This window comes from Chitinophaga sp., from assembly GCF_036569185.1.
GTDB lineage: Bacteria > Bacteroidota > Bacteroidia > Chitinophagales > Chitinophagaceae > Chitinophaga.
Window position 1 is genome coordinate 1 of sequence record NZ_DATCRD010000266.1, and the last position, 24,101, is coordinate 24,101.

The window sequence follows — 24,101 nt, forward strand, 5'->3', positions numbered from 1 at the left end:
GCAGGAGTGGAGCTTATTAGTTTAACTTTTATTTTTCGATGGAATTTTCCTTTTAGCGGTCGAGTATGAAATTGCATCGGCGAAAAACTGAATTAATTCAGTTTATGTTTGTGTTGCTTAGGAATGTCTGCCGGGAATAAGACATCCGTTTTGATCTGGAGGCGGTTGACAATACTTTATCGGGGTGAATTGTTTATTCGGCGTTGACTATTTTATCAATGTATAATTATTATGGGATTCCCTTCTGGCGATTATCTGACAGTTTAATTTACTCATATGTTTCACGTGGAACGTTGATACCTGGTCTGGGAGTTAACGTATTCCCAAGTGATCAACTACTTTGATGCTCGTTTTGTTGGGAGCACCGCTATGTGAGACGGATGTAAAATGAACCTTCAAACTTAGGCAACCTCAGCTTTTACTTCCAGGTAACCGGAATTTCCACTAATAGTTGAACTTCCAAATGTTCCACGTGGAACATTCACTTTAAAGGCTCAATTCTCCCTTCTTCTCCGTAATTTTGCACTTTCTAAATTGATTATGTTTCCATCATACGATATTATAGTTGTGGGCGCAGGGCATGCCGGCTGTGAAGCTGCAGCCGCTGCTGCCAATATGGGGTCCAAAGTTTTATTGGTAACCATGAATATGCAAACCATTGCTCAAATGAGTTGTAATCCTGCTATGGGTGGTATTGCAAAAGGACAGATTGTAAGAGAAATAGACGCATTGGGTGGGTACTCCGGTATAGTTACGGATCAGTCTATGATCCAATTCCGTATGCTTAATCGCTCCAAAGGACCAGCTATGTGGAGCCCGCGTACACAAAACGATCGCATGCTTTTCGCTGCAAAATGGAGAGAAGCATTGGAGAAAACGCCCAACGTGGACTTTTACCAGGATATGGTAAAGGGGCTCCTCGTGAAAGACGGAAGATGTTATGGCGTTATTACAGGATTAGGCCATGAAATTCAGGCCAAAGCCGTAGTGCTCACCAACGGAACATTTCTTAATGGGGTAATCCATATCGGGGATAAACAGTTTGGAGGTGGCAGGGTAGCAGAGAAAGCAGCCACTGGTATAACAGAACAACTTGTTGCCCTGGGCTTTGAAAGTGATCGCCTGAAAACAGGTACGCCTCCACGTATTGATGGAAGAAGCCTCGACTATTCTAAAATGGAGGAGCAAAAAGGCGATGATGAAATTGTAGGATTTTCTTACCTGGACATAGAGAAAATTAAACCTGCTCAACAAAGAAGTTGCTGGATCACTTATACCAGCGATGCAGTACATGAAATGCTGCGTACCGGTTTTGACAGATCTCCTATGTTCCAGGGACGTATCCAGGGAACAGGTCCCCGTTACTGCCCAAGTATAGAAGATAAAATAAACCGCTTTGCAGAAAGGGAACGCCACCAGTTATTTGTAGAACCTGAAGGCTGGGATACCGTGGAAATATATGTAAATGGCTTCTCTACCTCCTTACCGGAAGAAGTACAAATGAAGGCGCTTCGCCTGGTTCCGGGATTTGAAAATTGCCGCATGTTCCGTCCGGGTTATGCTATTGAGTATGATTTTTTCCCACCAACACAGCTCCAGTTTTCCCTGGAAACGAAGCAGGTACAAAATCTCTTTTTTGCAGGTCAGATAAATGGTACTACCGGGTATGAGGAAGCTGCATGCCAGGGTATTATGGCAGGGATAAATGCACATCTGAAGGCACGGGAAGAGGATCCTTTTGTGCTCAAAAGGAGTGAAGCATATATAGGGGTATTGATCGATGACCTGATTAATAAAGGCACAGAAGAACCTTATCGCATGTTTACCTCAAGGGCAGAGTTCAGAACGCTTTTACGCCAGGATAATGCAGATCTTCGACTGACAGAAAGAAGCTATAAAATGGGACTTGCTTCCGAAGAAAGAATGCAGAAAGTACAGGAGAAAAAGCAGGGAGTTGAGGATATTAAACGTATCCTGAAAGAATTGTCAATTGAACCGGAAGAAATAAGCAATCTCCTGGAGGAAAGGTCTTCAGCTCCACTTACACAGAAACAGAAAGCGCATCAAATACTATTACGTCCCGGGCTCGATATTTTTGCGATGAAAGACCGCGTGGAAAAAATAGGAAATGCGCTCTCCGGATTTAATAAGGATATCCTGGAACAGGCAGAGATCCAGATCAAGTATGATGTATATATTGAAAAGGAAAATGAACTGGTTCAGAAAATGAGCCAGCTTGAAGACCTGGTGATACCTTCTAACTTCGATTATGCAAAACTGGTTTCACTGTCGAACGAAGCTAGACAAAAGTTCAATAAAATCCGCCCACATACTTTAGGTCAGGCGAGTCGTATAAGCGGGGTCAATCCAAGCGATGTACAGATCCTCATGGTTTATATGGGACGGTAAAATAGTTACTTATTATCTGAAGGGTGTATCAAACTTTGATACACCCTTTTTATTAGATACACCTGATAGCGTAAAAACCTTAAGGCGATTTCCTTTCTATTTTAGCCGACCCAGGCATAAAAATATCAAAATCAGCCGGAAAAACGACCTTCAGAAACAGGGCAAAATTCGATTATCCCGGTTGAGTTGGATGTTAGTGTTCTAAATGCACCTAACTTTGTAAAAAGGGCTAAAAACGTGATTTTTTAGCCAAAAGAATTATTTTCCGGTGAAAGCAACCTTTTGTTGTCCTCTGCCGTATCTATTTTCAGTTTGGATTTTTTATCACATCATCATTTTCAGAGAAGAAAACAAAACGCACCTAATACCAAAAAGCAGGCAAGAATATTTTTGTGCATGAGCTGAATAATATTAATGAATTGATTGCCGGTTGCTGCAAAAAAGAACGCAGCAGCCAGGAAGTGCTATACCGTAACTTTTTTGGCTATGCATTAAGTATCTGTTTGCGGTATTCGCAAAACAGAGATGAGGCTGTTGAAATCATGAACGACGGATTTCTTAAAATATTCCACCACATTGAAACATTTGATACTTCCCGGTCATTTAAAACATGGCTGGCCCGAATTATGGTGAATACCTCTATCGATTTTTTAAGAGGTAAAAAGAAACTCGTTTTTACAGATGATATCAACCAGATACAGGAACCAGGAACAGATGAAAAAATAATTGATAAATTATCTTATGATGAATTGCTGAAGCATGTGCAGACCTTACCGCCTGCCTACAGAACTGTTTTTAACCTGTATGTGATGGAGGGGTTCCAACACCAGGAAATAGCGGACATGTTGCGGATATCTGAAGGAACATCCAAATCGAATTTATTCAAGGCAAAAAAGATACTGAAAGACAGGATTATAAAAGCTTCCACGAGTACTACCAATGGAGTAGACATAAATATGCCCTTATACAAAAATGAATGACGAATTTGAAAATAGTATCCGTAGTAAGCTGAATGAAGCTGATATTCCATTCGACCAGGATGCCTGGAAGAAAATGGAATCACTGCTGGATGCCGGGAATAATAAAAAACGCCCGGCTGCCTGGTGGTGGCTGTTATTATTGCCGGTACTGGGAGGGCTCGGCTGGTGGATCATGCAGCCGCCTGAAGCGGATAAAACCGTTTCACGTGCAACAGTGAGCCCCCGGAATGAGCAAAGCGCTGCTATCAACGGACCAAGCAATGATGCAACAGACAGTAACTCCCTTCGTTTGCCGCAAACGATTACCCCAACGGAAAAGGAAATACAGCAACAACCACTGGAAAAAACAGATGCAACAGTAAACAAATCCATTCAACAGCAAAATATATCCTCATCAGGTAATCATCTGCCAAAAACAAATACAGCAACAGCAATTACCGGCCGTCAGCAAACCCCGTTGCCCGCAGGTACCTATCTGCCAAAAACAAACAAAACAGATAAAGAAACGACTGATAACGATCACCAGGCGCCTGGTATAAACACCGGGGCGCAAGGAATAATAAATAAAGAAGCTGTTGATTCCACTACAGGATATTCCGCTCTTAAGTTACTGAATACAAAAAGGAGTAATAACTATAACGTATATACGAAAATTGGACAACCGTCCGAAATACCTTTGCATACTGAGTTACAGCCAGGTCAGCAAAATAAAATTGTACGGCGGAAAATTAATTCAAAAGGACTTTACTTCGGAGTAACATTAGGCCCGGACCTGAATGTTGCTCCATCGTTTAAGTATGGTAACGTTGGCTTTAATATAGGGGCACTGGCTCACTATTATTTTAACGAGCGTTGGTTTGTGACAAGTGGTGTGGTGTATAGCAAAAAATTATACGGCGCCACCCGCAGTGATTATAACAATCCCAATTATAGTAATCCATACGACCTTGTTAAGATAAATGCCAATTGTGATGTACTCGATATACCAGTGAATATTAACTATACATTTTTGCAGGTAAAGAACAACACGGTGAGCGCCACACTGGGCATGTCGAATTATATTATGCTGAAAGAAAAATACCAGTATATCTACAAGTACACTCCGGAAAAAGATTGGTCGGTAAGTAATGAAAACCAGCATTATCTCGCTATACTGAATGTAGGAGCCCTTTACCAGCATCCGGCGGGAAGAAGATTAATTGTTGGGGTACAACCTTATGCAAAAATTCCACTGCATGGGGTGGGAGCAGGACAGGTAAAACTGTACTCTGCCGGTTTATCGCTGCAATTAAATCTTGTAGGAAAAAAACGCTGATCTACCCTGTAAACAATCGTTATCCTGCTTTGTTATCTTCCTGATACAATGCCTGCTACACAATATGGCATGGCATTTTCTGCGTTTTTAATCACTAAAAACCTGGTTATGAGTAATAAAAAGAATAAAACAGGAAAAGAAGATAAACAACTGCCCAAAAAAGAGGAAGATCAGTTCCCCGGATACCCCGAGTATCCTGCCAGTGAAGATATTATGAACAGGAAGAACAGGGACAGTGAAGTGGATCTTGATATTAATGAAGTGACAGGGTCTTTCCGCAGAAACAGTGAATTACAGCCGGATAAGAAAAAGTTCAAAGAAAATGACGAACAGGAAGAAACCTGGAGGCAGGACAAAACAGGCGACGACCTGGATATACCCGGTGCTGAACTGGACGACGAATCGGAAGCTATTGGTGAGGAGGACGAAGAAAATAATATTTACAGCATAGGAGGCGACAGGCACGAGGATCTCGAAGAAGACAATGGTGAGTTCCTCGATCCGGATGAAGAGAAGTATTAAGCCTATAATAGCGGTGTAAGCAGACGGCACACGGCGTCCATAAACCGTTTTAAAACGTTACGTTTATTCCACCGGGTTTCCTGGACAGGAACGGAATATACCAGGTCTTCTTCAAACACCTTATTCAGCTGGCTGGCCACCTCATTATCATAGATCAAAGCGCCTATTTCGCAATTCAGGTAAAAGCTGCGGTTGTCAAAATTAACAGAACTTACCCAGGCAAGGTTATCGTCTATAACCATTGTTTTGGCGTGAATGAACCCACGGGTATAAAAGAAAATTCTTACACCTGCAGCCAGCAAAGGTTTCAGATAGGAGAGGGCTGCGTGTTGCACAATATAGGAATCACCTTTTAATGGCAACATCAGCTGTACATCTTTGCCGGATAAAGCAGCCATTTGCAACGCAGTAAGCAGTTCCTCTGTGGGAATAAAATAGGGATTGGCAATCCTGATCCTTCTTTTGGCTACATTGATAGCCATCAGTATGCTTTGCATGGCCACAGGCCACTCTGAATCCGGCCCGCTGGCAACAATATCCACAAAACAGGTACCGGTGAGGTCCGACCGGCCAAAAAACGGTGCAGCAAAAGGAAACACTTCTTTACTGCAGTAACGGTAGCTCATCAAAAACTGCAGTTGTAAAATATTCACAGCATCGCCTTCAATTTTTAGATGTGTATCTCTCCAGAAAGTAGGGTGCTTGCCGTTATTGATGTAGCGCTCATCCAGATTGATACCTCCTACGAAGCCAACCCTGCCATCTATCACAATAATTTTCCGGTGATTTCTGTAATTGGCATTCAGGTAAAAATCTACCAGCACCGGTGAGAAAGGATATACACTGGCGCCATGCGCTTTTAACCGCTCAGGAATGTCACCAATCCGGTCACTGCCCATATCGTCGTACAGAAAACGCACCTGCACGCCCTCGTTCAGTTTTTCAATCAGGATATCTGTTACCTGGTTGCCAACATCATCCGCGGCAATCATGTAGTATTCAATGTGAATATGATGTTTTGCGGCGCGCAATGCGCTGAAAACCACAGGGAATTTTTCCTCGCCGTTAATCAGTAATTGTACCCTGTTATTTTTACTTAAAATAGACTGCCTGGTGTTAAGCAGCATGGCAGAAATTTCCTGTTTATTTCCCGCAAACCGGCGGAGCTCCACCTGCATTTGTTCTATCAATGGTTTTTGCGATTCCCAATACCTGGAAAATAATACCTCATCTTTACTGCCTTTCAGTGTAAACCTCCTTCTCTTGCGTAAATCGCGGCCCAGGTAATAATAAACGATCAATCCTACCACGGGAATGAACACCAGCACCAGGATGTAGCCGATTGCCTTTACAGGGTTACGGTTTTCAAGCAGGATAGTGGCAATTAAACCAATGAAAATAAGGATCAGCAAAACAATACTGCCAATTTTTATATAAATATGCCATTCAGCACCTGTTAGATAACCGATCAGTGTTCCCACCAGTAAGTATTATTTAAGCTGTAAAATAAGATATTCAATATTAACACGTTTCCACTAAAATGGTTACAGGCCGCTTCTTTATCAGCACAGGTAAATGAATGAATATACCGGCCATCGCATTCAACAGGGAAAAGATCGTCATCCCGCTACTCTCGCCCGAGAAGCCACCCAAAAATAACCATGTCAGGAAATATACGTGGAACCATAAAGGTACTATCCATGCTGCCGGAGGAAAATAACAGGCAATCCTTTTATTCTTCTTAGCAAAGCCAGCAGCTGCCAATAGCATTAATATTATCAGTAAGGCAATGAGCCTTTGTATACTGCTGATGCCAAATACCTGCTTCAGCAGATCGGCCAGCGGAAATAAGAATACCCACAGGGCCGCCTGGGAAAGGATAATGGAAAGCAAAGGCAATACGGCTCTCCATATCCTTGTAAGGGCCACTTTTTCAAGCAGCCGGCCAAAGAACGAATAAAAAAATACTACCAGCAACCAACCGTAAAAATTTGCATACGGCACGCCAAACCACTGACCTGTGAGTGTTTCCGAAGCATATCCCCTCCCTGCCCAATCCCAGTGCCACATATGCAGGCGATAGGCCACTACATCCATACTCCCGTCAATGTTCAGTGCCAGCAGGCTGTCGAGCGCTGCTGCGGCCCATACCGGCAATGCGAAATTATCTGTAAATAAGCGTGATGAATAAATGATAACCGCCCAGCCACAACCAATACAAAATGGAATATTATGGGGCGCTTTTCCAAGCATGAGCCAGAACTGACCATATACATAGCCGCTATTGGTAGCCACATTCACATATTCCAGCAGTAGTCCGAAACAAAGCGCTCCCAACAACCAGGCTACCTGCGGTGTTCCCCTTTTTATTGCATGCCAGCCACATAAAAGCAACAGCAGGTACATGCAGATCTCCGTTAACGGAAAGCAATATCCGGGGGCACTACCATAAGGCATATTGGCAAAAGGAAGCATATCCCTGTAGTTTGAAGTATTGAAGATAGTAAATCGTGCGTGATTACTTTTTTATCAAAAGAAAATGTCCTGTTCCCGGTATTATAGAAAACAGGACATGCCATATGAAAATATTGTTCAGTTGTTAACTCAGAGGAGTCAGTGCATAATTTAAATGATAGGATGAATATGTTCCAGGGAAAGAGTTACAAAAATGAACAAAAACTGTCCGTTAGCGAACAAAAACTACTCATAACGGTATTGATTGCTAATAGGTTAAAGCGCGGCATTTTTTTCGCGGGGCAACGAATATATTTTCTGGTTATGATAAGAAATTACTTTCTGATTGCCTGGAGAAATATGGGGAAGAATCGTTTTTTTGCTGTGGTAAATATCTGGGGATTAGCTATCGGGATCACCATTGTATTATTGATTGGAGCATACACCTGGGGGGAGTACCAGGTGAACCATTTCATTAAAAACAACGACCGCATTTTCCTGTTGAAAAGTAAGTGGGCCAATCCGGAAACGGGAGTAGAGATTGCAACATTAGGACCGCTAACTAAATCGTTACAGGATAATTATCCATCGCTTATTGAAAAGGCTTATGCCCATGATGGGATCAACGTGGTAATTTCTGCTGGGGATAAGCTTTTCCGGGAAGGCGTGCAGCCGGGAGATGCTACTTTTTTTGAGATCTTTAATTTCCCTGTAGTTTATGGCGATCCGCATACCGCTATGGATAAACCCAATGCGGTAGTACTTACTGAAAAGAAGGCCCGGCAGTATTTTGGAAGAACAGATGTAGTGGGGAAGCTGATAAAGATTCAATCTTTTGATGGAAGGAATGATAATTTTGAGATAACCGCTGTAATAAAAGATCTTCCTTTTAATACAGTTACCAACTTCTTTAAGCCGGGAAATGAAATATTCCTGTCGCCCGGCAGTATCCGTTATTTTGGCCGTGAGTTTGGGTTTACAAGCTGGTTGTCTCCCAATATTGTAGGGTATATATTGCTGAAACCCGGGGTTACTGCTGAACAGTTAAAGGAACCCATAAAAACATTGCTGACCACTAATACCACTGCTGAAATTCAGCACTCGCTGGAGGTGACGCCGGTAGCTTTGAAGGATTGCTACATCACGATGTATAAAGGGCTTGCAGGAAAAATGATGGCTATTTTTTCGCTGGTAGCATTGTTTATTCTGCTGATGGCCGTGATAAATTTTGTCAACATTTCTATTGGTAATTCTTTAACGAGACTAAAGGAAATTGGTGTACGGAAAGCGATGGGAGGAAGGCGGCAACAGCTGGTGTTCCAGTTTATTACCGAATCAGTGCTGGTAGTTGCTTTTTCATGTATTGTATCGTTGGGGTTGTTTTTTATGCTGCGGCCGTTATTCGGTCAGATTATAGGGAAAGATATCCCGGGCTTGTCTGCCTTTCCGGCCTGGTTTGCAGTATTGCCGCTTGTAGTGATAGGATTTACCGGTTTGCTTGCCGGTATATACCCTGCATTTATACTATCTGCACAGCCTTCAGTAACCGCTTTGAAAGGCAAAATGAAGAATGTGAAAGAGAAATTATTATTCAGGCGGTCGCTTGTTGCAATACAGTTTGTAGCTGCCATTGTAGTATTTATTGCTGCCATTGTGATAGACAGGCAGGTGGCTTTCTTTTTCAATTCAGACCTTGGATATAATAAAGAAAAGGTGGTAACGGCCGCTGTGCCCCGCGACTGGACGGCTGCTGGCGTAGCACATATGGAGCGTATGAGGGATGAGTTCCGGGCAATGCCGGAAATAAAGGATGCAACATTTGCTTATGAAATTCCTGATGGAGCGGCCAGTGGGGCAAACAGGATTTACCGGCCGGAGAATGATTCCAGTGCCGCTGTTTCCGCCGTTACGCTTACAACAGATGAGCGTTACCTGGTTACCTATGATATAAAACTGGATGCAGGAAAATTTTATGACGGCACAGCCGCTGATTCTGCAAAAATTGTTATTAATGAAGCTGCCGTAAAAGCGCTGGGATGGAGAAACGCAGAGGAGGCGATCAGCAAGCCCCTGCGGTTGCATAATTTCAGCCGGGTGTTACATGTGAGCGGCGTTACCCGCGACTTTCATTTTGGAACATTGCACGATGCCATTACACCGGTTTATTTTCAGCCTGTGAAAGTGGCGGGTTTATACCGGTATTTGTCGTTCCGTTTTAATCCAGGCAACACCTCTGCGCAGATAGCCGCATTACAGCGGAAATGGCAGCAGGTTTTCCCGGATGCTCCTTTTGATTTCAGGTTCCTGGACGACAGTATAGCAAGACTGTATGAAACGGAAACACAGATGCAGAAAGCGGCGAAGGCGGCCACTGTTGTATCATTGATGATAGTGTTACTTGGGGTGCTGGGAATTGTTACCATGAGTATTGCAAAGAGGAGTAAGGAGATGGGAATAAGAAAAGTACTCGGCGCATCAGGTCTGAACATACTGCTGTTGTTTATAAAAGAGTTTTCCGGGATCATCCTGGTTTCCAATATTATTGCCTGGCCTTTATCGTGGTACCTGTTGAACAGCTGGCTCACGGAATATGCCTACAGGATTGATATTGGTTTGTTACCGTTCCTGGTGGTAGGTGGCACCCTGTCGGTATTGGTAGGCATGATTATTCTGGGAATGACGCACCGGCTGGGGGCCGTTAACCCGGTGAAGAGCCTGAGAACAGAATAATGTGTATTTTAGCAGGGCGTCTAAACTTTTCCAAATGGCTACCCAGGTTATTATTGTACTTGTCCTTACTATGTTCATTAACGGGATGACTACTATATCATATGCTGTCAGGCTGGTAGGTGTAAAAACAGGAAGAATTGCCATAACATTTTCTCTTTTTAATATTGTTGTTCTTTTATCCCGCACGGCCAATACTTTGCAGGCGCCATTATTAGCCAAAACAGTAGAACAGGATCTGAAACAAGGGGTTTCATCTAACCCCGGCATATTCAGGTATATTATTTTATCGTGTACAGTTGGCGCAGTAGTGGGGGCTTTGCTGATCCCCACATTTCAACGGTTGCTGTCGAAGGCGGTATCGCATTTCAGTGTGCATAAATCTATCCCCAAGTTATTTTATGTTGGCTTATCCGGTGCGGGAATGCAGTTTGTTAAGGAGAGTATGCGGATGCCAACAAAAGAGCAGTTCCTGGAGCTTCCTGCGCACAGGGATATGCCGTGGCGTATTTTTATTTACAATGTATTAGCCAGCGCTATAATAACCATTGCTGTGTTATCATGTGTATATGCTGCCTATCTTAACCCTGAGTACAGAACAACCGCCAGTAACTTATCCGGTGTAATAAATGGTGTAGCAACTGTGTTAATGGTACTGTTTATAGATCCGCATTTGTCTATCCTTACAGATGATGTTGTGTTAGGCAAGCTTTCACAGGATGCATTCAGGAGATTTGTTGCCTATATGGTAATTGCGCGTATTGCAGGAACTGTACTGGCGCAGTTGCTGTTATTTCCCTGCGCGCAACTGATAGCCTGGCTGGCAGAAAAAGTATAATTCTGTTCACAATTGATTAACAGTCTTTTGATATTTTCTGTGTTTTTTTGAAGATGAATTTTAACCCACGGAAATTATTTGTCATTGTTGGTAACCCTCATTCCGGCAAAATGAGAACCCTGCAATATTTATTTCAAAGAAAGCAGTTTTACCTCTTCAAACAACCAATAAAGCTGGATGCTTTGTGGAGCGAGAAATTCATTGTGGTAAATGCCCGGAGCCCTTATTCCCGCGCGGATGAGCAGCTCCATCGGATCAGATCTGTTATACAGTACCACACGGCATCAGATACGTCTTTTCTTATTAACCTGAACCTCGTATTGGATAATAGTGAATTTGATATCCGTGAGATCCTGTCATATTTTAACCAGTCTGCTTTTGAGATTCATTATTTCGTTTTATACTCAAGCTGGTTTGATAAAAGGGTGATTTGTGAAGATCATATCATACAATTGGAGCAGCTGGTGGAAAATGGCAGTATTCATTTTTTTGAAAGACTGGTAACCCAATCGGGCCAACGGTTTAATGAAAGGGTAGAGGAGTTGAAAGAAGTTATAGGGAAGATATTGGGTGTAGTAGTTGATTCAGGGGAGGGATAGGTTTATAACCTGATTTAATAGAAATGCCCGATGGTAAAAAAGGCTATATGAATATGCATACCGGGAAGATATATATTCCGGGAGTAGGTAATAGCCAGTACTCAAATTCCGGGAAATGATAAGGAACTTTTGAATACACAGTATCAACCCTTTGGTGCAAGGTGCAGACAGCCCATTATAAAGCGTCTGAAAGTTGAATACATTTTCCTTCGGCATATTGCTTACCCCAATCGCACAGGGCTTGTAAAATGGGTACAAGCGCAATTCCCTTACTGGTTAGCCGGTAACTTATACCAGCAGGGACTGTTTCCGGAATGGGTACTTTGACCAATATGGCGTGTGTTTCCAATTCCTTTAGCTGCCGGCTTAATACTTGTTCAGAAATAGCGGAGAGTTCCTGTTTTAATAAACTAAAACGATCATTTCCGGACCAGATAGAATAAACGATCTGTGCTTTCCAGCGGCCGCTGATCACGTTTAATGCAGAGTTCAGCTCGCAGTTCAGAAACAGGAACTGCTCATTCAAACTATTACTTGATGTTTCTTTTTTCATCGTACTCACAATTTTGAGCGTTATTGATGGTTAGCCCAAACTTCGCGTGTTTTGTATTGTCTAATTCAAATGTAAAATGAAAACAGCAATTAAATTAGCAATTATCTTAGTTTTTACACTGGCAAAGGCAAATGCGCAGGAGCAATGGATCATCAAATCTGAAAATCTAACCAGGCGGGATACCGTATTGATATTTAAACCGGCTGACTATGATGTAAAGAAAGAGTATCCGCTGGTGTACCTGTTGCATGGCTATAGCGAAAATTATCGCCAGTGGGCAGGAATTATAGATTGTCAGAAGATCGCTGACCAGTATCAGATGATCCTTGTGCTGCCAGACGGATTTGTATCCTGGTATGTGAATAGTCCCTATCAAAAAGGCTCCCGGATGGAAGATTTCTTTTTTAAAGAACTGGTCCCCAAAGTTCATGCTGCTTTTAAAATAGACAGGCGGAATATTTTCATTACAGGATTGAGCATGGGTGGTTATGGAGCGCTTCGGTATTTCATTAAACACCAGGACTATTTTAACGCGGCAGGCAGTACAAGCGGCGGGGTGATCGTAGATGCTCATATTTTGCAGCAGGCAAGCCAGATGTTTTTTAATAACAACAGGGTCACTAATGATCTTACCTTCTTATTGGGGGATCCCGGAAAAAATGACTGGCACCAATATAGCATTACTGATTTGCTCAAAAGTCAAAAGCATGTAAAGCCTTTTATTATTGATTGCGGTACAGATGATATATTGTTTCCTGGCACGTTAGAATTGAGAATGGTGGCAGATAGCCTGAAAATTCCTATAACTTATATTGTACAACCTGGCAATCACAATGCGGGGTATTGGCAGCAGGCTATACTTTACCATTTTGTGTATTTTAGAAGTAAGCTGGTCAATTAACGCAGATCCTCGAACAGCGATATACAATACCTGACGTATCATCGCCCCGGAAAAGTCTTCTATCATCATTTATTTCTCAGCAACCCCTGGCTACGGGCATAAAGATATAACTGGGCATTGTCTTCGCAGTTTATTTTACGCCGGATGTTTTTCAAATGGTTCTTTACGGTATACGGGCTTATATGTAGCCTGGCGGCTATTTGCTGAATGGTATAATGGAGCGAGAATCCCTGTAAAATTTCAGTTTCCCGCTTGCTTAAAACCCTGTCTTCAAAAGCCGGAAAAAAAATGTCGTCTTTAACCTGGTGATAAATGCCGTTGCCAGTGTTCTTATGAACCCGGTATGTGATCGCGTTATCGGTTTTGTAGGAGGTAAGGTCGAAAAGATAACCGCATACCAGCGTCGGCAGTTTCTTATTGGTAGAATGGAGGAAAAAAGACTTTTGTAAAACGGTCCTTATTTCTCCTGCTTTGTTTCGGACCCGGTAAGTGCATTCGAATAGATATTGTGGAATTTCCTTAACAGGAACAGAAGACAGGAAATCAAGATTAGCCGGAAGGACTTCCCGGTCGTAGACGTCGAGATCGTTCTTGTCCCACAAGCCCAGTCCGGCCTCAAGGCCACCGGAGAGTAGATAATCGCTGCGGTACCCGGTCAGCGTGCGGCACGCCGCTTCATCGAAATGCAAATAACGTTGCTGTGAATAATCCAGGAGGTAAGCCCCGGCTCTGGCATGCCTGAAATGATCGCCGTACATGGGAATATATTGCTTGAGCGCATTGTCATCCAATGTATTTCTTAACCAGTCAAAAGAAGGCGATTCCACCTGCCTGATTTTTTGCAGGAACTCGAAATATCCTGTTAACTTTTGCATTGTATCAGCGTATGGGGTGCTATCTAAAGATACGACCGGAATCTTAAACATAAATAGCCCTTTCGGGCTACATTGAAGAAAACCGGAACGTCTAATTTTATGTATAAAAGTATCCCTAAAACTTAAAACATGAAAGTTAGATTACTAAGTCTCGTTTTTTTATTTTTTTTCGGAGCCTGCTCAAAAAAGGACCACCCTTCCAACAACAACCTGGCAGATACTCCCACGGCTAAAGCCCAATATGATAACAGCAATTACGGTATCTACAAAGGCGTTTTTGTCGGTTCAAGCGGTATTATTATCATAAACATCAATAACGACAACACGATTGCTGCAATGCTGAAAATAGACGGCACAACATACAATTTTACTGCTACGCAAACCATTCAACCAAGTCAGGAAACAACGGTGAACTTTGTTGCCGGGAGTAACACGTTTACTTTTTCTGTTTCGCCTAACGGCGCCAGTCCTGCGATTACTCATCTTGTGATCAATGGCCACCCTAACGCGGCTATTCTCGTGGTTAAAGAGACGTCAACAGCACTTGTAAGATGTTATGAAGGAACATTTTCTGGTAGCGACACCGGGATTTTTAATGCAATTATCTACAACAATAGTGTAAAGGCACTGGTAAAAAACAGTGATAATGTGACAGAAATTGCCAACGGTACTGTTTCAAATAATCAGATCAATGCAGGTACAATAACAAGTGGGGCAACGTTCACGGGAACTATTGAAGGCGATAATACATCAGGAACATGGGCTAATACAGCAGCTGATTTAAAAGGTTCCTGGAGTGGCAGAAGAACTTACTGAGGAATATTATAACAAAAAAGGTTTGACGATATCGTCAAACCTTTTTTGTTTCTGTGGTGTGAGCCGGGATCGAACCGGCGACACAAGGATTTTCAGTCCTTTGCTCTACCAACTGAGCTACCGCACCATCCGTTTTTGTTGCCCTCTCTCGTGAGGGGATTGCAAAAGTAATACAATCTTTTGAATTGCAAAATTTTTTCGGGGAAATTTTACAAAATCACTTTTTCACCCAGTATAGCGCTCCAAAGTTCATGCCGCCAATAGAGCGACTGACGCGCATATTCAGCTGCCTCATCCCATTTATTTTTATCGGTTCCGCATAATTCGCTCACCATCTGCATGGCCAGCTGGCTATGGTGGTCACCGTCTACTTCAATATGTCTTTCTAAGTAATAAATGAAGGTGTCCAGCTTCCCGGGAAACTTCAGATCAAGATCTTTTACCAGGGCAAGAAACATGTCAGGTATCAGGTCTTCCCTGCCGAAAGTAAATACGGCCGCCATAATATGCGCCTTGCCGGTGGCAATTACATTGAATGTAAAGCTCAGAAAGCCCTTTACAGCCTCAGGAAGGATCGCTGAGGACAATATATCCTGAAGGGCTTTACCGGCTTTTATACCGGCTATAATTGCGTTTATAGGTCCGGTATCTGCACCTGCCTGATGCATGGCACGTTCATAAAGCTCAAAGTGACTGCACCGGTTCCCTTCTTTGTCTACATCGCTTTCTTCTCCCGTTACAATTTCATTGATCAGATAACGGGTAGCGGCGTTCCCCGTGGGTACCCAGGGTACATTAACGCAGGTAAGCTGTTGCTGTAATCCTTTCAGTAATGACATGAAATCCCATACGGCATATACATGGTACTGCATAAAAACACGAACATCATCCAATGTTTGCAGTTCTGCGTATAAAGGGTGTGTTACAACCTGCTCCCTGGCAGGTGCGATGGTTTCCTGTATTTGTTTGATACTCATTTGTTGTGGTATAGACCCGGTAACCGGCATTAGTTGCCGTATACTACCAGGAATTTGATACGCATCAGCTTTAATTGCTCCAGCGAATAATCATTTTCAATCAGTTCTTCCCTGGCGAGTGCAAGACTTGAAGTTTCACATCCTTTGAAATATTCCATGATTTCATCCTGCGCATAGTCGTCCAGTTCTTCATCCAGGCAGTAATCAATGTTCAGTTTGGTACCGCTGGCTACAATGGTTTCCATCTCATCGAGTAACTGGGAGAGGGAGAGCTCTTTATTTTTCGCGATGGTTTCGAGCGGTATCTTTTTATCGATATTCTGGATGATGAATACTTTCATCCCGCTTTTATTCACCACGCTCTTCATCACAAAATCGTCCGGCTTCGTGATATTGTTTTCTTCTACGTATTTGGTGATCACATCCAGGAACTGTTTACCATAGCGGATCGCTTTACCTTTGCTTACCCCCTGGATCTTTTCCAGTTCCTGTACAGTGGTAGGGTATTGAGTGGCCATATCTTCCAGGGATGTTTCCAGGAAGATAACGAAGGGAGGGAGCTTTTTTTCCTTTGATACTTTTTTGCGCAGCTCTTTCAGCATTTCAAAGAGCACGGGGTCGGCAGATGCCTGCGCTTCTGCAGCGGCTTCTTCCTCTTCATCCATGGCATCTTCATCAAACTGATGATTCAGCGCCACCATGATGGAGTATGGCTTTTTGAGGAATTTGGCGCCTTTGTCGGTTACTTTCAGTAAGCCGTATTCTTCGATATCTTTTTCTATCAACCCTTCCAGCATCATCTGGCGCATCAGGGAATTCCAGAAATGCGCATCAAATTCTTTTCCTTCTCCGAACACATCAAGTTTATCGTGGCGGTAAGTGCTGATCTGCGGGCTGGTTTTCCCGGTGATGATATTGATTACATATTCACTGCCAAAGCGTTCTTCAAGCGAGCGGATAGCTTTTAGCATGATCACTACCCGGTTCTTTACCTCTATTTTTTCTTTTGGATTGCGGCAGTTATCGCATTGTCCGCAGTTTTCAGTATCGTAATGTTCCCCGAAGTAATGGAGAATAACTTTGCGCCGGCATACAGCGCTTTCCGCATAGGCCACGGTTTCGTTAATCAGTTGCGCGCCCATCTCGCGTTCGCTGAGCGATTTATCGCGCATGAGATGTTCCAGTTTCTGTACATCTTTATGGGAATAATAGCAGATACAATGCCCTTCCAGTCCGTCCCTGCCGGCGCGGCCGGTTTCCTGGTAGTAATTTTCCAGGCTTTTAGGGATATTGTAATGGATAACGAAGCGAACGTCGGGCTTATCGATTCCCATTCCGAATGCAATGGTAGCCACAATTACTTCTGTGTCTTCATGAAGGAACATATCCTGGCGTTGCGCCCTGGTGGAAGGATCCAGGCCGGCGTGGTATGCAACCGCCTTTACACCGTTGGCCACCAGCATATCTGCCAGTTCTTCAGTGGTTTTGCGGTTCAGCGTATAAATAATGCCGCTTTTGCCTTTATGCTGGTGTATAAACTTCACAATATCCTTGATCGTCTGTTCCTTCTTGCGTTTAGGCCTGATTTCATAATACAGGTTTGGACGGTTAAAGGAAGAAATAAAGATATTGGCTTTATTCAGTCCAAGATTCTTTACGATATCGCTTTGCACTTTCGGGGTGGCAGTAGCAGTTAGCGCAATGATGGGTAGTTTTTCACTGATCTGGTCAATCATCTCCTTCAAACGGCGGTATTCCGGTCTGAAATCATGTCCCCATTCAGAAATACAGTGTGCTTCATCTACTGCAATAAATGAGATCTCCAGTTCCCGGAAGAAATCCAGGTTTTCCTGTTTGGTGAGGGTTTCCGGGGCTACATACAGCAGTTTGGTTTTCCCGGCTGTGAGATCGGCCTTTACTTTCTTGATCTGCGCCTTGGATAAGGTAGAATTCAGAAAGTGCGCTACATTGTCCTTACTGCTGTAGCCTCTTACCAGGTCTACCTGGTTTTTCATCAGCGCAATAAGGGGTGAAACGATCAGCGCACAACCCGGCTTCATCAGCGCCGGTAATTGATAGCATAATGATTTACCTCCGCCGGTTGGCATTATCACAAAAGTATCTTTGCCTGAGAGGATGCTATTTATAATTTTTTCCTGATTTCCCTTGAAGGAATCGAACCCAAAGTGTTCGCGTAATGCATCCATCAAACGTTCCTTAACAACAGCCATTGCATTCAAATTTAAACTCTAAAGAACCAACAAATGACGAAATATATTTATATGTTTTTTAGGGGACACGAAGTTACTTAAAAAAGCGCGGAGTATCAATATAAATTACTTAACCGCTCCAGTGCTGGGTAAAAAATGATAAATTTGTAAATCATCATGAAAAGGAATCAAACTATCAATATAGGACAGGTAGCCAGGCGTACAATTGCGATGGAGGCATCTGCTATTAATGATTTGCAACAGTTTATAGATGCAGATTTTGAGAAAGTTGTTGAAACGATTGCACAATGCCAGGGAAGGCTGGTGGTAACAGGCATTGGCAAAAGTGCCATTATTGCGCAAAAAATAGTGGCCACATTTAATTCTACCGGTACGCCTGCACTTTTCATGCATGCAGCAGACGCTATCCATGGCGACCTGGGGATGATCAGGGAGGAAGATGTGGTGATGTGTATCTCTAAAAGCGGCACTTCTGCTGAAATTAAGGTACTTGTACCCCTGGTGAAGAATTTTGGCAACACGCTGATCGCCATGGTGGGGAATACCAGCTCGTTTTTGGCCCAGGAGGCAGATTTAATACTGAATACTACCGTTAGCCAGGAGGCCTGCCCAAATAACCTGGCGCCTACTACCAGCACCACTGCCCAGCTGGTAATGGGCGATGCCCTGGCGGTTTGCCTGATAGAATGGCACGGATTTACTGCAGCAGATTTCGCCAAGTTCCATCCCGGTGGCGCTTTAGGAAAGAAATTGTACCTTAAGGTAGGAGATCTCAGTAAGCAGCATAAAGCACCGCAGGTATTGGCTAACAGTTCATTAAGAGAGGTAATTGTGGAAATTTCATCCAAAATGCTGGGAGTTACGGCAGTAGTGGATGAAAATGGATTACTGAAGGGTATTATTACAGATGGTGACCTGCGCAGAATGCTGGAGAAAGAAGTTCCTACAGCAGCTGTAACGGCAAAAGATATAATGTCGCTTCACCCTAAAATGATCCAGCAGGATCAACTGGCCATTAACGCACTGGAAATGATGCGCCAGCATGATATTACACAACTGCTGGTAATGGATGGGGAACGATATCAGGGTATTATTCACTTACATGATTTAATCAGAGAAGGAATTATTTAGAAATGACACAGCTGAACAGCCATTTTTATGTGGCAATAATGGCAGGGGGAATAGGCAGCCGGTTCTGGCCCCATAGCCGCACAGACAATCCCAAGCAGTTCCTGGATATCCTGAACACAGGGAAAACCCTCCTCCAATGGACTTATGAACGCTTTGCGCAGTTCATCCCAAAGGAAAATATATTTGTGGTAACGCATCACCAATATACCGGGAAGGTGGGCGAGCAGTTACCCGAATTGCCCGCAGCCAATATTGTGAGCGAACCATCCCGTAAAAACACAGCGCCCTGTGTTGCTTATATCTCTCATAAAATTCATAAACAGGACCCGCTGGCCAACATTATTTGTGCGCCGGCAGATCACCTTATTATGGATGGACCGGCGTTTACCAGCGCCTGTTTAAACGCATTGCTGTTTGTGCAGAAGAACAGCGCCCTGGTTACACTGGGTATCAAACCAACCCGCCCGGATACCGGTTATGGCTATATCCAGTTTGAGCCACAACATGTGGCAGATAATGTGTACCAGGTAAAAACCTTTACTGAAAAGCCTAACCTGGAACTGGCGAAAACATTTCTCCAAAGCGGCGATTTCCTTTGGAACGCCGGCATCTTTGTCTGGAATGTAAAAACCATCCTGGCTGCTTTTAAACAATATCTTCCGGAGATAGATGAACTCTTTGAACAGGCCACTCCTGCACTCAATACGCCGCAGGAAAAAGAGGTGATAGAGAGAGTATACCCTCAGTGCACCAACATTTCCATTGATTACGGTATTATGGAAAAAGCCGGCAACGTATATGTTATCCCCTCCAACTTCGGATGGAGCGACCTGGGAACCTGGGCCTCTGCCTACGAGAACCTGGAAAAAGATTACCTGGGCAACGCGGTGCAGGGAAAAAATGTGGTTGTAATAGACGCCACCAAATGCATGGTGAAAGTGCCTAATGAAAAGCTGGTGCTTTTACAGGGGCTTGACGAGTTTATCGTTATAGATACCCAGGATGTACTGCTCATCTGCAAAAAAGAAAATGAACAGCAGATCAAGGAATATGTGGGAGAAATCAAGCGTAACAAAGGCGAGAAGTTCCTGTAAATATTTTTATGTTTTTTGATATTGAAATTCAGATATTTAGTGGCGGAAAGTTTTCCTGCTAACAAACGTCTGAATTTCAACATCAAAAAATCCGGCAATGATCTCAAAACTGCCCAACGTAGGCACTACTATATTCACTGTCATGTCTGCCCTGGCCGCCTCCCACCAGGCCATCAACCTCTCCCAGGGATTTCCCGATTATGATTGCAGCGACGACCTGAAGGCAATGGTAAATGAAGCCATGCAGCAAGGTCATAACCAATACGCGCCGATGCCGGGCCTTTCACAGCTCCGCAACGCCATTGCCGCGAAAATCAGCCATCTTTATCAAGAGGAAGTAAATCCCGACACTGAAATAACGATTACGCCAGGCGGCACCTATGCAATTTTTACAGCGATTGCTACGTGTATACATCCGGGTGATGAAGTGATCATTTTTGAACCGGCATACGACAGCTATATTCCCAATGTACTGGTAAACGGCGGAGTGCCGGTATTGATCCCGTTGTCGTTTCCCGGCTACCGGATCAACTGGGATGAAGTGAGAAGCAAAATTACGCCCCGCACCCGGATGATTATGCTTAATACCCCGCATAATCCCACGGGAAGTATCTTACAGGAAAATGATATAAAAGAACTGGAAAAACTGGTGGATGAGTTTAACCTGGTGGTATTGTCGGATGAAGTATATGAGCACCTGGTATTTGACGGCGCGCAGCATCACAGCATATTACGTTATCCGGCTATTTTCCGCAACAGCTTTGTTACATTTTCCTTTGGCAAAGTATTCCATAATACCGGCTGGAAAATGGGCTATTGTGTAGCGCCGGAACACCTGATGAAAGAGTACCGGAAAGTGCATCAATACCTCTGCTTTTCCGTGAATACGCCTATGCAGTATGGTCTTGCAAAATTCCTGGAAACACCGTCACATTATCTGGAGTTGCCGGCATTTTACCAGCAGAAAAGAGATTACTTCCTGGAGTTAATGAAGGGCTCCCGTTTTACTCCGCTGGCCAGCCAGGGCAGTTATTTTCAACTGATGAAGTACGACAGGATCTCGGAGGAAGGAGATAAGGATTTTGCTATTCGTATGACCAAAGAATTTGGTGTGGCAGTAATCCCGGTTTCAGCATTTTACCAGGATGGAAAGGATGACCATGTAATCAGGTTTTGCTTTGCAAAGAAGCAGGCAACACTGGAACAGGCTGCAGCGCGGTTGCAACAGATATAAAAAAGGAGGCTGCCAATAACAGTTCGATCAATGCCTTTAAATAATTGATCAAACTTGTTATCAGTGTGCCTCCCTCTTTTTACGAAAAAGCAAACTTATTCTCTTCTATAAAATGCGCCGGGTCAAACAGCTACTGCTGTTGCCTGTTCCGGTTTATTATTTTCGAGGATCAGGGTATGTTCCATAAAACTTACAATCCCGGTTTCCACATCGTAAATGGCGCCGATAATACCAACTTCACCCTTCCGGATCATGTCGCGCAGAATGTTGCTTTGTTCCATAATAGCCTGAACAGAGCGCTCTACGTGGATCTTATTTACGGCTTCCACAAATTGGCTGTTGTGAGAAGTACGGTCTTCCTTAACTGTTTTTTCTGCAAAAACGGCTGGTGTTATTTTATTCAGTAAGCCGGTGAGGTTACCCATTTCCACGGTATCGCATGCGCCTTTAACAGCGCCGCATTTGGTATGGCCCAGCACTACAATGAATTTAGAACCGGCTACTTTACAGGCATACTCAAGGCTGCCCAGCACATTATCGGAAATAACGGCGCCGGCCAAACGGATGCTGAAAATATCGCCCAGCCCCTGGTCAAAGATCAATTCTGCAGAGGTGCGGGAATCCATACAGCTTACAATGGCAGCCATGGGCCATTGTCCATCGGAGGTATCGTTCACCATTTGAAGAAGATTACGGTTCACGCGGAGGTTATCCACAAACCGGGTGTTACCGGCTTTTAGCAATTCCAGTGCTTTCTTTGGAGTGATATTGGCTTGAGATATTTTATTGAGCGTCTTCATTATTGTCATTTTTTGAAATTGAAAAATGAACGGAGCCATAACCGGAATCCGTTGTTTTTTTACTTCAGGCAAAGGCGTTAACCTTTAATTCAATTGCAGCTCTTTCAGCAACTCTTTGTGGTTACCGGAAGAAATAGTGTGTACCTGCGGGGAATTCAGCCGGTTTTGTTCTTCGGCGGAGAGGTCTGGTGTGTTTTGAATATTGTACACAGATTTAAACCCCGTAAGGATTACTTTGATATTTTTCTGTGGCGCTTTAATGTCTTTGAATTCACGGATGGTCTGCAGTACATCAAAGTCGATATACGCCGTTTTGTGCGCATCAATCACCAACGTGATGTTTTCCGGCATATGATCCAGTGTAAGCAGGATACTGGCCTTGTTCAGGAAAGAAACCTCCTGTGCCAGTTCCAGCCGGATGCTGTCGCCGCTATGATATTTCTCTTTCCGGAAATAGTAAGAGCTTTTCATATTACCGCGCAGGATGGCGATTACGCTTACAGCCATACCCAGTGCGATACCTACCAGCAGATCCGTAAATACGATGGCCACAACAGTTACTACGAAAGGCACCCATTGATACTTACCGTTTTTGAACATTTCCCTGAAAATGGAAATTTTACACAATTTGTAACCGGTTACCAGCAATACTGCCGCCAGGGTAGCCAACGGAATTTTATTTAACAATACCGGGATCAACGCAGTACAAACCAGCAATAAGGCGCCATGCGTCATGGAGGCCAGTTTGGTTTTGGCGCCGGCATTGATGTTGGCGCTGGAGCGTACAATTACGGATGTAATAGGTAAACCGCCGATTAAGCCGCTGATTATATTACCAATCCCCTGTGCTTTCAGCTCCCTGTTAGGCGGAGTGTGACGCTTCATGGGATCGAGCTTATCCGTGGCTTCCACATTCAGAAGGGTTTCCACAGAAGCTACTATGGCAATAGTTACCGCAGTGATCCACACATCTTTATTGGTGATGGCGCTGAAATTGGGCAGGGTAAACTGGCCAATGAAATCACTAAAACTGCTGGGTACCGGTAAAGTTACCAGGTGGTTAGATCCCAGTGCCAGCAGCTCACTGCCGGAAAATGCCATATTGAGCAATATGCCGGTAATTACTGCTACCAGTGGCGCTGGCACTACATTGAGCTTCGGGATCTTGCTCCAGTACAGAATAATGAAAATGGAAACAATGGTGATCAGCGTTGCGCCGAGGTTAATATGGTTAACTGCGGACAGCAAAGCGCTGAAAGTATTTTCTCCATCTACCTGGAAAAAAGTAAAATCGCCTTCAGAATCGGCATCATAGCCGAATGCATGAGGTATCTGTTTCAGGATAATGATAATACCAATAGCGGTAAGCATACCCGTGATAACGTTGGAGGGGAAGTAGTTGGCTACTGTACCCGCCTTTATTAATCCCAGGATAAGCTGGATGGCGCCGCCTATTACCACACTCAGGAGGAATACGTCGAATGCGCCCAGTTTGGTGATAGCCACCAGTACAACGGCGGTAAGACCTGCCGCCGGTCCGCTTACGCTCAATTGCGAGCCGCTTAAAAAGCCGATCACCAGGCCGCCGATGATACCGGAAATCATACCGGCAAACAAGGGGGCTCCGGAGGCCAGGGCTATACCC

The 24,101-nt window shown here is 43.8% G+C and carries 20 protein-coding genes and 1 tRNA gene; 12 read left to right on the plus strand and 9 right to left on the minus strand.

Annotation, left to right across the window (positions count from 1 at the left end):
- The first annotated feature begins 540 nt into the window (after positions 1 to 540).
- From mnmG to VIM72_RS20425, 4 genes are all read left to right on the plus strand, one after another.
- The gene (gene mnmG, locus VIM72_RS20410; RefSeq protein WP_332004674.1) at positions 541 to 2,409 is read left to right on the plus strand and encodes a tRNA uridine-5-carboxymethylaminomethyl(34) synthesis enzyme MnmG; all 1,869 of its coding nucleotides are present in this window, start codon (positions 541 to 543) and stop codon (positions 2,407 to 2,409) included.
- 392 nt (positions 2,410 to 2,801) lie between these two features.
- Positions 2,802 to 3,389, plus strand: a complete 588-nt coding sequence (locus VIM72_RS20415) for an RNA polymerase sigma factor (protein WP_332004675.1) — start codon at positions 2,802 to 2,804, stop codon at positions 3,387 to 3,389.
- On the plus strand, positions 3,382 to 4,704 hold the full coding sequence (locus VIM72_RS20420) for an outer membrane beta-barrel protein (RefSeq protein WP_332004676.1): 1,323 nt from the start codon (positions 3,382 to 3,384) through the stop codon (positions 4,702 to 4,704). Before VIM72_RS20415 ends, VIM72_RS20420 begins: the two co-directional genes overlap by 8 nt.
- A gap of 108 nt (positions 4,705 to 4,812) precedes the next feature.
- The gene (locus tag VIM72_RS20425; RefSeq protein WP_332004677.1) at positions 4,813 to 5,226 is read left to right on the plus strand and encodes a hypothetical protein; all 414 of its coding nucleotides are present in this window, start codon (positions 4,813 to 4,815) and stop codon (positions 5,224 to 5,226) included.
- A gap of 2 nt (positions 5,227 to 5,228) precedes the next feature.
- Here VIM72_RS20425 and cls read toward each other — a convergent pair whose 3' ends face one another.
- Together cls and VIM72_RS20435 are read right to left on the minus strand one after the other, a co-directional pair.
- Positions 5,229 to 6,707, minus strand: coding sequence for a cardiolipin synthase (gene cls, locus VIM72_RS20430; RefSeq protein WP_332004678.1), 1,479 nt, complete (start codon positions 6,705 to 6,707; stop codon positions 5,229 to 5,231).
- A 40-nt stretch (positions 6,708 to 6,747) separates the two neighbouring features.
- On the minus strand, positions 6,748 to 7,701 hold the full coding sequence (locus VIM72_RS20435; RefSeq protein ID WP_332004679.1) for a carotenoid biosynthesis protein: 954 nt from the start codon (positions 7,699 to 7,701) through the stop codon (positions 6,748 to 6,750).
- A 303-nt stretch (positions 7,702 to 8,004) separates the two neighbouring features.
- On the opposite strand from VIM72_RS20435, the gene VIM72_RS20440 reads away from it, so the two are divergent.
- From VIM72_RS20440 to VIM72_RS20450, 3 genes are all read left to right on the plus strand, one after another.
- Positions 8,005 to 10,410, plus strand: coding sequence for an ABC transporter permease (locus tag VIM72_RS20440; RefSeq protein WP_332004680.1), 2,406 nt, complete (start codon positions 8,005 to 8,007; stop codon positions 10,408 to 10,410).
- Between the two features lie 34 nt (positions 10,411 to 10,444).
- Positions 10,445 to 11,245, plus strand: a complete 801-nt coding sequence (locus VIM72_RS20445; protein WP_332004681.1) for a lipid II flippase Amj family protein — start codon at positions 10,445 to 10,447, stop codon at positions 11,243 to 11,245.
- A gap of 110 nt (positions 11,246 to 11,355) precedes the next feature.
- On the plus strand, positions 11,356 to 11,844 hold the full coding sequence (locus VIM72_RS20450) for a hypothetical protein (RefSeq protein ID WP_332004682.1): 489 nt from the start codon (positions 11,356 to 11,358) through the stop codon (positions 11,842 to 11,844).
- 175 nt (positions 11,845 to 12,019) lie between these two features.
- On the opposite strand, the gene VIM72_RS20455 is transcribed toward VIM72_RS20450, so the two are convergent.
- Positions 12,020 to 12,397 carry a helix-turn-helix domain-containing protein gene (locus VIM72_RS20455; protein ID WP_332004683.1) on the minus strand — a complete coding sequence of 126 codons (378 nt, stop codon included), beginning with the start codon at positions 12,395 to 12,397 and terminating at the stop codon, positions 12,020 to 12,022.
- Positions 12,398 to 12,473: 76 nt separating this feature from the next.
- Here VIM72_RS20455 and VIM72_RS20460 point away from each other — a divergent pair, with 76 nt between their 5' ends.
- Entirely contained in the window at positions 12,474 to 13,298 is an 825-nt protein-coding gene (locus tag VIM72_RS20460; RefSeq protein WP_332004684.1) for an alpha/beta hydrolase, read from the plus strand.
- A 65-nt stretch (positions 13,299 to 13,363) separates the two neighbouring features.
- Here VIM72_RS20460 and VIM72_RS20465 read toward each other — a convergent pair whose 3' ends face one another.
- On the minus strand, positions 13,364 to 14,173 hold the full coding sequence (locus VIM72_RS20465; RefSeq protein WP_332004685.1) for a response regulator transcription factor: 810 nt from the start codon (positions 14,171 to 14,173) through the stop codon (positions 13,364 to 13,366).
- A 129-nt stretch (positions 14,174 to 14,302) separates the two neighbouring features.
- Between VIM72_RS20465 and VIM72_RS20470 the strand changes: the two genes are divergently transcribed.
- Positions 14,303 to 14,989, plus strand: a complete 687-nt coding sequence (locus VIM72_RS20470; RefSeq protein WP_332004686.1) for a hypothetical protein — start codon at positions 14,303 to 14,305, stop codon at positions 14,987 to 14,989.
- 54 nt (positions 14,990 to 15,043) lie between these two features.
- On the opposite strand, the gene VIM72_RS20475 is transcribed toward VIM72_RS20470, so the two are convergent.
- The 3 genes from VIM72_RS20475 to recQ all read right to left on the minus strand — a co-directional run bounded on the left by VIM72_RS20475 (position 15,044) and on the right by recQ (position 18,197).
- A tRNA-Phe gene (locus tag VIM72_RS20475) sits at positions 15,044 to 15,116 on the minus strand.
- An 82-nt stretch (positions 15,117 to 15,198) separates the two neighbouring features.
- On the minus strand, positions 15,199 to 15,966 hold the full coding sequence (locus VIM72_RS20480; protein WP_332004687.1) for a DUF3050 domain-containing protein: 768 nt from the start codon (positions 15,964 to 15,966) through the stop codon (positions 15,199 to 15,201).
- 29 nt (positions 15,967 to 15,995) lie between these two features.
- Positions 15,996 to 18,197 (minus strand): DNA helicase RecQ, encoded by a 2,202-nt coding sequence (gene recQ, locus VIM72_RS20485; RefSeq protein ID WP_332004688.1) that lies wholly within the window; start codon positions 18,195 to 18,197, stop codon positions 15,996 to 15,998.
- 156 nt (positions 18,198 to 18,353) lie between these two features.
- Here recQ and VIM72_RS20490 point away from each other — a divergent pair, with 156 nt between their 5' ends.
- From VIM72_RS20490 to VIM72_RS20500, 3 genes are all read left to right on the plus strand, one after another.
- Positions 18,354 to 19,328 carry a KpsF/GutQ family sugar-phosphate isomerase gene (locus VIM72_RS20490; protein WP_332004689.1) on the plus strand — a complete coding sequence of 325 codons (975 nt, stop codon included), beginning with the start codon at positions 18,354 to 18,356 and terminating at the stop codon, positions 19,326 to 19,328.
- A 2-nt stretch (positions 19,329 to 19,330) separates the two neighbouring features.
- Complete coding sequence (locus VIM72_RS20495; RefSeq protein WP_332004690.1) at positions 19,331 to 20,422, plus strand: mannose-1-phosphate guanylyltransferase; 1,092 nt, start codon at positions 19,331 to 19,333, stop codon at positions 20,420 to 20,422.
- Between the two features lie 97 nt (positions 20,423 to 20,519).
- Complete coding sequence (locus VIM72_RS20500) at positions 20,520 to 21,656, plus strand: methionine aminotransferase (protein WP_332004691.1); 1,137 nt, start codon at positions 20,520 to 20,522, stop codon at positions 21,654 to 21,656.
- Between the two features lie 122 nt (positions 21,657 to 21,778).
- Here VIM72_RS20500 and VIM72_RS20505 read toward each other — a convergent pair whose 3' ends face one another.
- Positions 21,779 to 22,495 (minus strand): carbonic anhydrase family protein, encoded by a 717-nt coding sequence (locus VIM72_RS20505; protein ID WP_332004692.1) that lies wholly within the window; start codon positions 22,493 to 22,495, stop codon positions 21,779 to 21,781.
- A gap of 45 nt (positions 22,496 to 22,540) precedes the next feature.
- Positions 22,541 to 24,101 (minus strand): SulP family inorganic anion transporter (locus tag VIM72_RS20510; RefSeq protein WP_332004693.1); only part of this gene is annotated, 1,561 nt, incomplete at its 5' end.

Coding starts and splice junctions, on each gene's coding strand:
- VIM72_RS20435 (WP_332004679.1), bottom strand. CDS start 7,701: ATGCTTCCTTTTGCCAATATGCCTTATGGTAGTGCCCCCGGATATTGC.
- recQ (WP_332004688.1), bottom strand. CDS start 18,197: ATGGCTGTTGTTAAGGAACGTTTGATGGATGCATTACGCGAACACTTT.
- VIM72_RS20455 (WP_332004683.1), bottom strand. CDS start 12,397: ATGAAAAAAGAAACATCAAGTAATAGTTTGAATGAGCAGTTCCTGTTT.
- VIM72_RS20480 (WP_332004687.1), bottom strand. CDS start 15,966: ATGAGTATCAAACAAATACAGGAAACCATCGCACCTGCCAGGGAGCAG.
- VIM72_RS20445 (WP_332004681.1), top strand. CDS start 10,445: ATGGCTACCCAGGTTATTATTGTACTTGTCCTTACTATGTTCATTAAC.
- VIM72_RS20460 (WP_332004684.1), top strand. CDS start 12,474: ATGAAAACAGCAATTAAATTAGCAATTATCTTAGTTTTTACACTGGCA.
- VIM72_RS20490 (WP_332004689.1), top strand. CDS start 18,354: ATGAAAAGGAATCAAACTATCAATATAGGACAGGTAGCCAGGCGTACA.
- VIM72_RS20500 (WP_332004691.1), top strand. CDS start 20,520: ATGATCTCAAAACTGCCCAACGTAGGCACTACTATATTCACTGTCATG.
- VIM72_RS20465 (WP_332004685.1), bottom strand. CDS start 14,173: ATGCAAAAGTTAACAGGATATTTCGAGTTCCTGCAAAAAATCAGGCAG.
- VIM72_RS20440 (WP_332004680.1), top strand. CDS start 8,005: ATGATAAGAAATTACTTTCTGATTGCCTGGAGAAATATGGGGAAGAAT.
- VIM72_RS20470 (WP_332004686.1), top strand. CDS start 14,303: ATGAAAGTTAGATTACTAAGTCTCGTTTTTTTATTTTTTTTCGGAGCC.
- mnmG (WP_332004674.1), top strand. CDS start 541: ATGTTTCCATCATACGATATTATAGTTGTGGGCGCAGGGCATGCCGGC.
- VIM72_RS20450 (WP_332004682.1), top strand. CDS start 11,356: ATGAGAACCCTGCAATATTTATTTCAAAGAAAGCAGTTTTACCTCTTC.
- VIM72_RS20420 (WP_332004676.1), top strand. CDS start 3,382: ATGAATGACGAATTTGAAAATAGTATCCGTAGTAAGCTGAATGAAGCT.
- VIM72_RS20495 (WP_332004690.1), top strand. CDS start 19,331: ATGACACAGCTGAACAGCCATTTTTATGTGGCAATAATGGCAGGGGGA.
- VIM72_RS20505 (WP_332004692.1), bottom strand. CDS start 22,495: ATGGCTCCGTTCATTTTTCAATTTCAAAAAATGACAATAATGAAGACG.
- VIM72_RS20425 (WP_332004677.1), top strand. CDS start 4,813: ATGAGTAATAAAAAGAATAAAACAGGAAAAGAAGATAAACAACTGCCC.